The organism is Mesorhizobium sp. B2-3-4 (assembly GCF_006442315.1).
In the GTDB taxonomy this organism is placed as follows: Bacteria; Pseudomonadota; Alphaproteobacteria; order Rhizobiales; family Rhizobiaceae; genus Mesorhizobium.
Map to the genome: position 1 here is coordinate 85,904 of NZ_VFVY01000021.1, position 11,602 is coordinate 97,505.

Below are 11,602 nucleotides of genomic sequence, written 5' to 3' on the forward strand. Positions count from 1 at the left end.
GAAAATACGGCGCCGACTTTAGCTTTCCGCATGCGTCATGCAAGACGCTCCACTTCGTCAGCCCATGCGAAAACGGATTCGAATACCTTGATCCCACGATTTCGGGCCTGGGATTTCGGAATGATCCGCTGCCTGAATGGCGCCCGCCTGGCAGCTAGAGTTTGTCCTTGTCTGAGACTGCGCCATCCGTTTTCGTCGGGCGGTCATCGGCCGTGGCTTCGCGCAGGCCCGCGACAAGTTGAGTGAGCGTGGCGTGCAGGGCTTTCACTTCGGCAGGCCTCAACGGCACGCCGCAGGCGAGCCCGTCCTGGACATCCTTCATGGCGCCGCGCAGCGCCTGGCCTTTCGCGGTCGGCTCGACCAGCACCCGGCGCTCGTCGGCGGGATCGCGCCTGCGGGTGACGAGGCCGCCCGCCTCCATGCGCTTGAGCAGCGGCGTCAGCGTCGCCGAATCGAGGCCCAGCGCCTCGCCGAGATCCCCCACAATGCTCGGCGCGCGCTCCCACAGCGCCAGCATCACCAGATATTGCGGATAGGTGAGGCCAAGCGGCGCCAGCAACGGGCGATAAACCCTCGTCATCAACCCGCTCGCGGAATAGAGCGCGAAGCAGAGCTGCTGATCGAGCCGCGGCACCGGAATCGCCCCGGCGGCTTGCGCCGGGACTTCGCTGGCTTTCGCTTCGGTCTTTGTCGTCATGCCGCCTTTACCGAAAGCGCCACCTCGACATTGCCCCTGATGGCGTTCGAATAGGGGCAAATCTGATGCGCTTCCGATACAAGCGCTTCCGCCGCCGCCTGATCAAGGCCTTTCGTCTCCACTGCCAACGCGACGCCGAGCCTGAAACCTTCGCCATTGGGGAGCAGGCTGACGGTGGATGTTATCGCCGCATCCGTCAGCGGCAGCTTCTGCTTACGCGCGACGAAGCGCACCGCGCTTTCGAAGCAGGCGGCGTAGCCGATGGCGAAAAGCTGTTCGGGGTTGGTGGCGCCGCCCGGTCCGCCAAGCTCCTTGGGCATGGCCAGATCGACCTTGAGCAGGCCGTCGCTGGTCTCACCATGGCCGGCGCGGCCGCCGGTAACGTGAGCCTGTGTCGTGTAGAGTGCCATGTCATAATCTCCATTTATATCGTACACGATTATTTAGTACACTATATAATTTGATGTCAACCAGCTCTCCCGACTTCCGGGGCGGGAAACGTTCACAGTCCGGTGAAACGAAAAAAGGCGGCCGAAGCCGCCTTTTCAAAAATCTTGCGTCGAGCCTTATTCGGCCGGAGTTGCATCGGCGGCAGCCTTGGCTGCTGCTTCGGCCTCGGCGGCGGCCTTCTTCTCGGCGGCTTCCTTGGCGGCCGTCTCGGCGGCCAGCGCCTGGGCGGCGGCTACCTTCTCGGCCTCGATGCGGGCCTTCTCGGCGTTCAGCGCGTCGCGCTCCTCATCGTTGAGCTTGCGGGCGCGCACGCCGGTGTTTTCCGAAATACGGGCCGACTTGCCGCGACGGTCACGCAGGTAATAGAGCTTGGCACGGCGCACCTTGCCGCGGCGCACGATCTCGACGCCTTCGACCATCGGCGAGTAGACCGGGAACACGCGCTCGACGCCTTCGCCGTAGGAGATCTTGCGGACGGTGAAGTTTTCCTGGAAGCCGGCGCCGGAACGGGCGATGACGACGCCCTCATAGGCCTGGACGCGGGTGCGGGTGCCTTCGGTCACGCGGACCTGGACGCGCACGGTGTCGCCGGGCTGGAATTCGGGAAGCTTGCGCTTGGCTTCGATCTTGGCGGCCTGTTCGGCCTCGAGCTGACGGATGAGATCCATCTCGGTAATCCACTTCTTGTTCTTCCGACAGTCAGAGCGCCCGGCGCTCGCCTTGCAGTACTTTTCGACCGCTCGGCTATGTCCTTTGTCTCCAAGACATTTGTCTTCAAAAACATCGGACAGGGGCGACTACACCGTCATTGTTGACGGGTCCGGCAGATTCTTCTGTCCGGTACGGGCGGGCACATACAGCTATTTCGGCGCTTTGTCACGCCTTGCCCATGCATTTTTTGCCGGCATGGCTTCCCGGCATGGCACCATCGTAATCCTGCCGTGCCGGGTTGCGCCGGTCCGGCAAGCTTCCTAAGCCAGACATAGCACATTTCTTGACGGCGGCCTCCATGTCTGTCTTCGACGCCATCCTGCTCTTCCTGGCGGGCTTTCTCTCGGGCGCCGCCAACGCGGTCGCCGGCGGCGGCACCTTCGTCACCTTCGGCGCCATGACATTGGTCGGCGTGCCGCCGATCGTGGCCAACGCCACCTCCTCGGTGACGCAATTTCCCGGCTACATCACCTCGACGCTCGCCTACTGGGCCGACATCAGGCATTTCTGGCGCGGCGCGCTGCTGCTCTGCCTGATTTCAGCCATTGGCGCGCTTGCCGGCGCGCTGATCCTGCTGGCGCTCGACAATCCTTCGTTTCGCGTCCTGGTGCCCTGGCTGCTTCTGGGCGCGACCGCGCTGTTTGCTGCAGGACCGTGGCTGAAACCGGCGCCGAAACCCGGGCATGAGGCGGCGGTGGGTTCACTCGCCGGATCGCTGGCGCAGTTCGTCACCGCCATCTATGGCGGCTTCTTCGGCGCCGGCATGGGCGTGATGATGCTGGCCACGCTCGGCCTGACCCAGGCCGGCGACTACCACCGGCTGAATGCGCTGAAGAACATGCTGGCCGTGGTCATCGCGGCTGTCGCCATCATCGTCTTCGTCTCGGGCGGCGTCGTCGCCTGGCCGCAGGCCATCGTCATGATCCCGGGCGGCGCGCTCGGCGGCTATGCCGGCGTCTGGATCGCCAAGCGCGTGCCGCAGAACGTGGTGCGCGGCTTCGTCATCGCGGTCGGCCTGTTTCTCGCCTTCTATTATTTCACCAAGGGCTGAGCGCCCGGCAGATCCGGCCGCCTCTCCTGCGTCAGCCGCTCCGACTGCTTGCGCCGCCATTCGGCGATCTTCTTGTGATTTCCGGAGATCAGCACGTCCGGGATCGGCCGGCCCTCGAACTCTTGCGGCCGTGTAAAGTGCGGATGCTCGAGCAGACCGTTCTCGAAGCTCTCCTCCTCGCCTGATACCGCATTGCCCATGACGCCTGGCAGCAGCCGCACGACCGCGTCGAGCAGCACGAGCGCCGCCGGTTCGCCGCCGGAGAGTATGTAGTCGCCGATCGAGACTTCCTCCAATCCCCGCGCATCGATCAGCCGCTGGTCGACACCTTCGAAGCGGCCGCACAGGATGACGGCGCCCGGCCCGGCGGCGAGCTCGCGCACACGTGCCTGCGTCAACGGCTTGCCGCGCGGGCTCATCAGCAATTTGGGACGCGGGTCGCCGGCTGGCGCGGCATGGTCGATCGCCTTGGCCAGCACATCGGCGCGCATCACCATGCCGGCGCCGCCGCCGGCCGGGGTGTCATCGACGGTGCGGTGTTTGTCGGTAGCGAAGTCGCGTATCTGGATCGTTGAAAGCGACCATGTGCCGGCCTCCAGCGCCCGGCCTGCCAGCGACAGGCCGAGCGCGCCCGGAAACATCTCGGGATAGAGCGTCAGCACGCTGGCCGAAAAGCTCACCGGTTGCCCCCGGCATCGCGCGGGCCGCGCGGCCTGCCCTTGGGGTCGAAATCGTCCTCACGCGGCGCCTCGCTATCCTCGTCGTCGACCAACCCGGCGGCCACCGGATCGATGCGGACAAAGCCCTCGGCGACCGAGACGGCTGGCACGGCGGCCTGCGTGAACGGGATCAGCACACCCTTGCGCCCGGCGAGCGTCACATCGAGGATGTCGCCGCCGCCGAAATTGTGCACCGCGACGACCTTGCCGATGGCCGCGCCGGTATCATCCCGGATTTCGAGCCCGATCAGGTCGGCATGGTAGAACTCATCCTCCTCGCCATCGTCGGGCAGCATCGAACGGTCGACGAACAGCTCCGTGCCGGCAAGCGCCTCGGCGGCGTTGCGGTCACCGATCCCTTTGAAGCGCACCACCACGACCGTGTTGGCCGGCCTGATGTCGGTGATCTGGAAGGCGCGCCCGTCCCGGGCATAGAGCGGTCCATAATCGGCGAGCGCCATCGGCTCGCCGGTGAAGGTTTTCACCCTGAGTTCGCCCTTGATGCCGTGGGCGGCACCGATAACGGCCATCTGGACGGGGTTTTGCGGCTTGATCATCGCGAAATATCCTTTGGCCTGCTCTAGCGCCGCCCCGGCGTCATTTCAATGATCGCCTCGCTGTCATTTCAATGACGGCCTCTTCACCGCTTCCTAACCCGGCTGCCGGAAAATGCAGACGAACCGGAACAGACGCCATGCCCGAATTCCTCATCCCGGCAAAATCGGATCTCCAGGCGGCGCGCGAAAACTGGCTGAAGATGCTGGCGCGCGAGCGCCGGCTGTCGCCGGAAACCGTCGAAGCCTATGAGCGCGATTCACGCCAGTTCCTGCACTTCCTCACCGGTCATATCGGCGGACCGCCCGGCATTTCCGACATTGCCGACCTGCGCCCCGCCGATCTGCGCGGCTTCCTCGCAGCCCGCCGCAATGCCGGCGCGGGCGCACGCACGCTTGGCCGCGGACTGGCTGGTATCCGTTCGCTGCTGCGCTTTCTGGAACGGCGCGGCCTCGCCAATGCGGCCGGTGCCGCCGCCTTGCGAGCGCCGCGCCAACCCAAATCCCTGCCCAAGCCGCTGACCGCGAGCGATGCCAGACAGGTCGTTTCGATCGGGGGCCAACTGGCCGAGGAGCCGTGGATCGCGGCCCGCAATGCCGCCGTGCTGACGCTGCTCTACGGCTCCGGCCTGCGCATTTCCGAAGCGCTTGGGCTCTGCGCCGGCGATCTGGCATCGGAGGCCGACACCGTGCTGCGCGTCACCGGCAAGGGCGGCAAGACGCGGCTGGTGCCGGTGCTGCCGGTGGCGCTGCGCGCGATCGCCGAATACCGCCGGCTCTGCCCTTATCATCTCGATCCCAAAGGGCTCTTGTTTCGCGGTGCGCGCGGCGGACCGCTCAATCCGGCCATCGTCCAGCGCGACATGGCCAGGCTGCGTTCGGCGCTGAACCTGCCCGACACGGCGACGCCGCATGCATTGCGCCACTCCTTCGCCACCCATCTGCTCGGCCGCGGCGGCGATCTGCGCACCATCCAGGAGCTGCTCGGCCATGCCAGCCTGTCGACGACGCAGGTCTACACCGGCGTCGACACCGCAAGGCTGCTGGAAATTTATGAGCAGGCCCATCCAAGGGCATGAACCCTTCAATTTTGCCGTCCCGATTAACCGTTTTGCCGCTTTTCGATCCTAGAAAGGCATCATGAAACGTGTCATCGCCATCGCCGACCGTGCGGCTTCCGCCTCGCTGAAGCTGCTTGTCGCGCTCAACGTGCTGTTTTTCCTGTCCTTCCTTGCCGTCCTGCTGTTCGCCGCCGGCAGGGCGCATGCCGAAGTCCCGACCTGTAGCGGTGCCGACATGCTGTCGGCTCTGCAGAAGAGCAACCCCGCCACCTACGACAAGATCGAGGCGGAGGCCGCCGCCACGCTGAACGGCAAGGGCCTGTTGTGGAAGCTGGAGAAACCGGGCGAACAGCCGTCCTATCTGTTCGGTACCATGCATATGACCGATCCGCGCGTCACCACGCTGCCGGCATATGCCCAGAAGGCGTTCGACGCCGCCGGCACCCTCATCATCGAAACCACCGACGTGCTCGACAAGCAGAAGATGATGACGGCGATGCTGAAGGAGCCGGACCTGATGATGTTCACCGACTCCACCACGCTGTCGTCGTTGCTGTCGCCGCAGGAAGCGGCGGCCATGAATGCCGCGCTCGACGCGCGCGGCATTCCGCCGGCAACCGTCGCCAAGATGAAGCCGTGGATGCTGTCGGCCATGATGGCGCTTCCGGCTTGCGAACTCGCCCGCCAGTCCGGCGGCGCGCCGGTGCTCGACGTCAAGCTGGCCGAAAGCGCCAAGGCCGCCGGCAAGCCGGTGGAAGGATTGGAAACGGCCGAAAGCCAGCTACGCGCCATGGCCTCGCTGCCACTCGCCTTTCACATGAAAGGCCTGGTCGACACGCTGAAGCTGGGCGACAAGGTCAACGACATCAACGAGACCATGATCGTGCTCTACCAGCGCGGCGACACCGGGATGTTCTGGCCGCTGTTCCGCGCCGCCATGCCCGATGAGCAGAACGACCCCGCCGGCTATGCCGCCTTCGAGGAGACCATGATCACCAGCCGCAACAAGGTGATGGCCGATCATGCCGGGCCGATCCTGGCCAGGGGCAACGCTTTCATGGCGGTCGGCGCGTTGCATCTTCCCGGTCCGGAGGGACTGGTCGAGGATTTCCGCAAGGCCGGCTATACCGTGACGGCTGTGGGGCTTTAGCCTTACTTGGCCAAAACCTGGGCCAGCATCGCCGGAACGATCATCCGATGGAACGGCTTGATGATGGCGAGATAGGCCCGCCCAAACAGGTTGTGCGTCTTGACGATCGTCGACGCGGCCACCTCCTGCCGGCCCGCGCCCAGATCGGCCACCTCCACCAGCACACGGAAGTCGAGATGCCAATCGTCCAGACCGAGGACGACCTTGCCTTGTGCCTGACTGATCAGCGGAAATATGCCGATCCTGCTTTCCGGCGGCGCGCCGGGATCCGCCCCGGTCTTCAACCCCAATGGACCGACGGCGAGGTTTCGCAGCTGCGTAAGGCGACCGACCCATCGCGGTGTTCGCGCCAGGACGCGTTCGGCCGCGCCCATCGCGGTCAGTGCCAGACCCTCGGTTGTCAGCGCGTATCGGTCGGCGAACTGAGCGCCGGCAAGAGCGCCTTCGGGGTCGGGAAAAGTCAGTGTAATGGAGGTCATGCCGGCAAATCCCTCTTGAGCAACGATATCACCGGCTGGTTTGGCCTGCTGCGTGGCGAAACGCCGCCACGCCGACGCCTTGATGGCCGTCGGCGCTGCATCTTCCCACAGTGACCGGTCGAGGATTTCCGCAAAGCCGGCTATACTGTCGCCGCCGTCAATTGAGTCGGATGGCAGCGGAGGCTCGCAAACGCCGCGTTTCCGGCGTTTTCGTCCGCTAGCGTGAAACCCATTCAACGGTTGCGCGTTGATGGCTGTTGATTGATCATTTTCATCCACGGAGGACACTTTTATGGCGAATCCATCGAACGACACTCCCAGGCCGAGCGGCGGTGGCGGCAGCCCCTGGCTGATTGCGCTGGTCGTCGTTATTCTGGCTGTAGTCGCGTATTATGTTTTCGGAAGAAGTGGCGAGCACCCGGCACCCGCCGAGCCGCCAGCGGCCAGCACACCGGCCCCGGCGCCCGCGCCGGCTGAACCGATGAAGCCGGCAGAGCCTGCTCCTGCGCCCGCACCGGCTCCCGCTCCGGCCCCTGCACCAGCGCCCGCTCCGGCACCTGCTCCGGCACCAGCTCCCGCGCCTGCACCGGCCAACTGATCGGCGCGATACCAAATACGAACGGCCCGCCGAAAGGCGGGCCGTTTTGTTTTGGGAAGCACTCAGCGAAACGGACGATATCGTCGACGACGCCGGGCCTCTTGGCCCGTTAAATATGGATCGGCTTGAAGAACGTCGCCAGCGCCGCTTCCTTCACCGCTTCCGACATTGTCGGGTGGGCGTGGCAGGTGCGGGCGAGATCCTCGGACGAACCGCCGAATTCCATCAGCACCGCCGCCTCGTGGATCATCTCGCCGGCGCCGAAGCCCACGATGTGCACGCCGAGCACGCGGTCACTTGTCTTGTCGGCGAGGATCTTCACGAAACCGTCGGTGTGCAGCATGGCGCGCGCCCGGCCGTTGGCGGTGAACGGGAATTTGCCGATTTTGTAGTCGATCCCTGCCTTCTTCAGATCTTCCTCGGTCTTGCCGACCGAGGCGATCTCCGGGCTGGTGTAGACGACGCTCGGGATGACATCGTAATTCACGTGGCCGGCCTGGCCGGCAATGGTCTCCGCCACCGCCACGCCCTCATCCTCGGCCTTGTGCGCCAGCATCGGTCCAGCGATGACGTCGCCGATGGCATAGATGCCGGGCACGTTGGTCCTGAGATGCCCATCCGTCTTGACGCGGCCGCGCTCGTCGACCTCGACGCCGGCTTCCTTGAGCCCGAGGCTGTCGGAGAAGGCGCGCCGTCCGGTCGAGATCAGCACTGCGTCCGCCTCGATGGTCTCGGCGGCGCCGCCCTTGACCGGCTCGAAGGTAACGGTGGCACCCTTCTTGGCCTTGGCGACGCCGGTGACCTTGGCACCGAGCTTGAACTCGAAGCCCTGCTTGGAGAGCAAGCGCTGGAACTGCTTGGACACTTCCCCGTCCATGCCACCCAAAATGGTGTCGAGGAATTCGACGACGGTCACCTTGGCGCCGAGCCGGGCCCAGACCGAGCCGAGCTCGAGCCCGATGACGCCGCCGCCGACCACAACCAGCCGCTCCGGGACCTTGGCCAGCGCCAGCGCGCCGGTGGACGAGACGATGACCTTCTCGTCGATATCGACCTTGACGCCGGGAATGCCGGCGATATCGGAGCCTGTGGCAATGACGATGTTTTTGGTCTCGATCTCCTCGACCTTGCCGTCCTCGGCCGTCACCGAGACCTTGCCGGCGGCGATCACCTTGCCGGTGCCGCGGAAGGCATCGATCTTGTTCTTCTTGAACAGGAAGGCGACGCCGTTGACGTTGGACGACACCGTCGCGTCCTTGTGCGCCATCATCTTCTTCAAATTGAGCTTCGGTGCCGCGATCTCGACGCCGAGCGTGTCGAAGGAATGGCCGGCCTCGGCGAACATTTCGGAGGCATAGAGCAGCGCCTTGGACGGAATGCAGCCGATGTTGAGGCAGGTGCCGCCGAAGGTCGCATTCTTCTCGACCACGGCGACCTTCAGGCCGAGCTGCGCCGCCTTGATGGCACAGACATAGCCGCCCGGTCCCGATCCGATGATTACGACGTCATAAGCCATGGTCTTGTCCTTTTTGCCGGCCTTCAGCGGCCGCCGCTCACATTCAGGATCGCGCCCGTTATATAGGAAGCCGCATCCGACAGAAGATAGAGAACCGCGCTGGCAACCTCGTCCGACGTGCCGGCGCGTTTCATCGGCAGCAGGTCCTGCATCCGCGCCACGCGGTCGGGCTGGCAGCCGGAGGCGTGGATTTCGGTCTCGGTGATGCCGGGGCTGACCGCGTTGACGCGGATGCCTTCGCTCACCACCTCGCGCGCCAACCCGATGGTCATGGTGTCGATCGCACCCTTGGACGCCGCGTAGTCGACATATTCGCCGGGCGCGCCCAGCCTGGCCGCCGCCGACGACAGGTTGACGATGGCGCCGCCCCTGCCGCCATGCCGGGTCGACATGCGCTTGACCGCCTCGCGGGCGCAGAGAAACGAGCCGGTGACGTTGATGCGCATCATGCGTTCCAGCCGCGCGACATCCATCTCGTCGACGCGCGCCTTGACGTCGACGATGCCGGCATTGTTGACGAAGGCGTCGAGCCGGCCGAAGGCGCGGTCGACAGCGCCGAACATGGCGACGATATCGGTTTCCCTGCCGACATCGCCCCGGACCGCGAACGCCTCGCCGCCGCCGGCCTTTATGTCGGCAACCACCGTCTCGGCGGCAGCCTGGTTGGAAACGTAGTTGACCGCCACGCGATAGCCGGCCTGCGCGCCAAGCCGGCAGACGGCGGCGCCGATGCCGCGGCTGCCGCCGGTGACCAGCAGCACCTTTTGCGCCTCGCTCATTCCTGGCATCCCTTCATCGCGAACACATCCGAGGGCACTTTCGAAAAGCCGCTGCCGCCGTAAACCTTGGATTGCCTGAGCACCGGCCCGAGATCGGGCAGGATCAGCGTCTGCGGCGCCGCCACACCCTCGGCCGGCAACAGGCCGACAGCGCCCTTGTCGTCTGATGTATAGATCACGCCGTTCCACAGCGTGCAGGCGGCAAGCTCGGCGCCGGTCACGTCGCCTTCCGGGCACTTGTACATCAGCGCCCCGTTCGGCCGTGCGACATCCGCGGTCCACATGACGATGCCGTTCAGCACCACATTATTGTCGAGGATCAGCCGGAACGTGTTGGTGACGGTCGCGGACGTGCCAGTCGGGGTGAAGTCGATCTCGCTGCCGCTCTGCGCGTCGCCATAGACGGCGAGTTCAATCGGGCAGGCGGCATCAGCATTGGCTGCTGCCAGCACTAAGCCGACCGTGACGGGCGCAAGCAAACGGGCCATCATAGGCCGCTCCGAGCATGAGCCGCCATCCGATCACCTCAGAGATCAAGCACCAGCCGCTCGGGATCCTCCAGGCTGTCCTTGACGCGCACCAGGAAGGTCACGGCTTCCTTGCCGTCGACGATGCGGTGATCGTAGGAGAGCGCCAGATACATCATCGGCCGGATCACGATCTGGCCGCCGACCACCACGGGCCGGTCCTGGATCTTGTGCATGCCCAGAATACCGGACTGCGGCGCGTTGAGGATCGGCGTCGACATCAGCGAGCCATAGACGCCGCCATTGGAGATGGTGAAGGTGCCGCCCTGCATGTCGGCCACCGACAGCTTGCCGTCACGCGCCGCGATACCCAGCCGGCCGATCTCCTTCTCGATCTCGGCGATCGACATCTGGTCGGCATCGCGCACGACCGGCACCACCAGGCCCTTCTCGGTGCCGACCGCCACGCCGACATGGGCGAAGTTCTTGTAGATGATGTCGGTGCCGTCGATCTCGGCATTGACCGCCGGGATTTCCTTCAGCGCATGGGTGACGGCCTTGGTGAAGAAGCCCATGAAGCCGAGCTTCACGCCGTGCTTCTTCTCGAAAATGTCCTTGTACTTGGTCCTGAGCGCCATCACCGCCGACATGTCGACCTCGTTGAAGGTGGTGAGCATGGCCGCGGTCGATTGCGCTTCCTTGAGGCGGCGCGCGATGGTCTGGCGCAGCTTGGTCATGCGCACGCGCTCCTCGCGCACCGCGTCGTCGCCGGAGGATGGCGCGCGGACGGCAACGGGCGCCGGGGCAGCCTTGGGCGTTTCAGCCGGCTGCGAGGGGGCGCCCTTGGAAATGGCGTCGAGCACATCGCCTTTCAGCACCTGGCCACGCTTGCCAGAGCCGGCGAGCTGGTCGACCGACAGATTGTTCTCGGCGATGAGTTTTGCCGCCGCCGGCGCTGGCGGCATGGTGCGCGGCTCGACCGGGCCGTCGCCAGCGATCTTGGCGGTCTCGGCCGCGGCCTGCTTGGTGGTGTGGGCGGCTTCAGGGCTAGAAGCTTGCGCCACCGCCTGCGGCTTGGCAGCGGCAGCCGCGCCACCGGCCGAAATCGAGCCCAACAGCGCGCCGACGCCCACGGTCTCGCCTTCCTTGGCGACGATTTCGCTGAGCGTACCGGCGGCGGCGGCAGGCACCTCCACCGTCACCTTGTCCGTCTCGAGTTCAACCAGCGGCTCGTCGGCGGCAATGGCATCGCCGACCTTCTTGAACCATTTGCCGATGGTCGCCTCGGTGACGGATTCGCCCAGAGTGGGAACGCGGATTTCGGTAGCCATTGTGCCTGTCCGTTTTCTGTCGGTTCTGTTTCTTGTTCG

General features: G+C 65.2%; 13 protein-coding genes. 3 read left to right on the forward strand and 10 right to left on the reverse strand.

Features of this window, described 5'->3' with window-relative positions; translation table 11 throughout:
* Positions 1–154 precede the first annotated feature (154 nt).
* The 3 genes from FJ967_RS26610 to rplS all read right to left on the reverse strand — a co-directional run bounded on the left by FJ967_RS26610 (position 155) and on the right by rplS (position 1,815).
* On the reverse strand, positions 155–697 hold the full coding sequence (locus FJ967_RS26610) for a MarR family transcriptional regulator (protein WP_140735289.1): 543 nt from the start codon (positions 695–697) through the stop codon (positions 155–157).
* Positions 694–1,107, reverse strand: coding sequence for an organic hydroperoxide resistance protein (locus FJ967_RS26615; RefSeq protein WP_140735290.1), 414 nt, complete (start codon positions 1,105–1,107; stop codon positions 694–696). The genes FJ967_RS26610 and FJ967_RS26615 overlap by 4 nt, the downstream gene beginning before the upstream one ends.
* A gap of 156 nt (positions 1,108–1,263) precedes the next feature.
* On the reverse strand, positions 1,264–1,815 hold the full coding sequence (rplS, locus tag FJ967_RS26620; RefSeq protein WP_140735291.1) for a 50S ribosomal protein L19: 552 nt from the start codon (positions 1,813–1,815) through the stop codon (positions 1,264–1,266).
* A 341-nt stretch (positions 1,816–2,156) separates the two neighbouring features.
* Between rplS and FJ967_RS26630 the strand changes: the two genes are divergently transcribed.
* The gene (locus tag FJ967_RS26630; protein WP_140735292.1) at positions 2,157–2,909 is read left to right on the forward strand and encodes a sulfite exporter TauE/SafE family protein; all 753 of its coding nucleotides are present in this window, start codon (positions 2,157–2,159) and stop codon (positions 2,907–2,909) included.
* Here the strand turns inward: FJ967_RS26630 and trmD are convergent.
* Together trmD and rimM are read right to left on the reverse strand one after the other, a co-directional pair.
* Positions 2,891–3,589 carry a tRNA (guanosine(37)-N1)-methyltransferase TrmD gene (gene trmD / locus FJ967_RS26635; RefSeq protein ID WP_140735293.1) on the reverse strand — a complete coding sequence of 233 codons (699 nt, stop codon included), beginning with the start codon at positions 3,587–3,589 and terminating at the stop codon, positions 2,891–2,893. The two genes, FJ967_RS26630 and trmD, sit on opposite strands and share 19 nt — an antisense overlap.
* A complete protein-coding gene (gene rimM / locus FJ967_RS26640) occupies positions 3,586–4,185 on the reverse strand; it encodes a ribosome maturation factor RimM (RefSeq protein WP_140735294.1) in 600 nt (199 codons plus the stop codon). The genes trmD and rimM overlap by 4 nt, the downstream gene beginning before the upstream one ends.
* 137 nt (positions 4,186–4,322) lie before the next feature.
* Here rimM and FJ967_RS26645 point away from each other — a divergent pair, with 137 nt between their 5' ends.
* A complete protein-coding gene (locus FJ967_RS26645) occupies positions 4,323–5,261 on the forward strand; it encodes a tyrosine recombinase XerC (RefSeq protein WP_140735295.1) in 939 nt (312 codons plus the stop codon).
* A 61-nt stretch (positions 5,262–5,322) separates the two neighbouring features.
* Positions 5,323–6,393 (forward strand): TraB/GumN family protein, encoded by a 1,071-nt coding sequence (locus FJ967_RS26650; protein WP_140735296.1) that lies wholly within the window; start codon positions 5,323–5,325, stop codon positions 6,391–6,393.
* A 2-nt stretch (positions 6,394–6,395) separates the two neighbouring features.
* Here the strand turns inward: FJ967_RS26650 and FJ967_RS34105 are convergent, their stop codons facing one another.
* The 5 genes from FJ967_RS34105 to odhB all read right to left on the reverse strand — a co-directional run bounded on the left by FJ967_RS34105 (position 6,396) and on the right by odhB (position 11,563).
* Positions 6,396–7,151 carry a DUF2867 domain-containing protein gene (locus FJ967_RS34105; protein ID WP_348643112.1) on the reverse strand — a complete coding sequence of 252 codons (756 nt, stop codon included), beginning with the start codon at positions 7,149–7,151 and terminating at the stop codon, positions 6,396–6,398.
* A gap of 428 nt (positions 7,152–7,579) precedes the next feature.
* A complete protein-coding gene (gene lpdA, locus FJ967_RS26665) occupies positions 7,580–8,986 on the reverse strand; it encodes a dihydrolipoyl dehydrogenase (protein ID WP_140735297.1) in 1,407 nt (468 codons plus the stop codon).
* Between the two features lie 23 nt (positions 8,987–9,009).
* On the reverse strand, positions 9,010–9,765 hold the full coding sequence (locus tag FJ967_RS26670; protein ID WP_140735298.1) for an SDR family oxidoreductase: 756 nt from the start codon (positions 9,763–9,765) through the stop codon (positions 9,010–9,012).
* On the reverse strand, positions 9,762–10,253 hold the full coding sequence (locus tag FJ967_RS26675; protein WP_181176152.1) for a hypothetical protein: 492 nt from the start codon (positions 10,251–10,253) through the stop codon (positions 9,762–9,764). The genes FJ967_RS26670 and FJ967_RS26675 overlap by 4 nt, the downstream gene beginning before the upstream one ends.
* Positions 10,254–10,291: 38 nt before the next feature.
* Entirely contained in the window at positions 10,292–11,563 is a 1,272-nt protein-coding gene (gene odhB, locus FJ967_RS26680; RefSeq protein ID WP_140735300.1) for a 2-oxoglutarate dehydrogenase complex dihydrolipoyllysine-residue succinyltransferase, read from the reverse strand.
* Positions 11,564–11,602 lie beyond the last annotated feature (39 nt).

Coding starts and splice junctions, on each gene's coding strand:
- FJ967_RS26610 (WP_140735289.1), bottom strand. CDS start 697: ATGACGACAAAGACCGAAGCGAAAGCCAGCGAAGTCCCGGCGCAAGCC.
- FJ967_RS26615 (WP_140735290.1), bottom strand. CDS start 1,107: ATGGCACTCTACACGACACAGGCTCACGTTACCGGCGGCCGCGCCGGC.
- rplS (WP_140735291.1), bottom strand. CDS start 1,815: ATGGATCTCATCCGTCAGCTCGAGGCCGAACAGGCCGCCAAGATCGAA.
- FJ967_RS26630 (WP_140735292.1), top strand. CDS start 2,157: ATGTCTGTCTTCGACGCCATCCTGCTCTTCCTGGCGGGCTTTCTCTCG.
- rimM (WP_140735294.1), bottom strand. CDS start 4,185: ATGATCAAGCCGCAAAACCCCGTCCAGATGGCCGTTATCGGTGCCGCC.
- FJ967_RS26645 (WP_140735295.1), top strand. CDS start 4,323: ATGCCCGAATTCCTCATCCCGGCAAAATCGGATCTCCAGGCGGCGCGC.
- FJ967_RS26650 (WP_140735296.1), top strand. CDS start 5,323: ATGAAACGTGTCATCGCCATCGCCGACCGTGCGGCTTCCGCCTCGCTG.
- lpdA (WP_140735297.1), bottom strand. CDS start 8,986: ATGGCTTATGACGTCGTAATCATCGGATCGGGACCGGGCGGCTATGTC.
- FJ967_RS26670 (WP_140735298.1), bottom strand. CDS start 9,765: ATGAGCGAGGCGCAAAAGGTGCTGCTGGTCACCGGCGGCAGCCGCGGC.
- FJ967_RS26675 (WP_181176152.1), bottom strand. CDS start 10,253: ATGGCCCGTTTGCTTGCGCCCGTCACGGTCGGCTTAGTGCTGGCAGCA.
- odhB (WP_140735300.1), bottom strand. CDS start 11,563: ATGGCTACCGAAATCCGCGTTCCCACTCTGGGCGAATCCGTCACCGAG.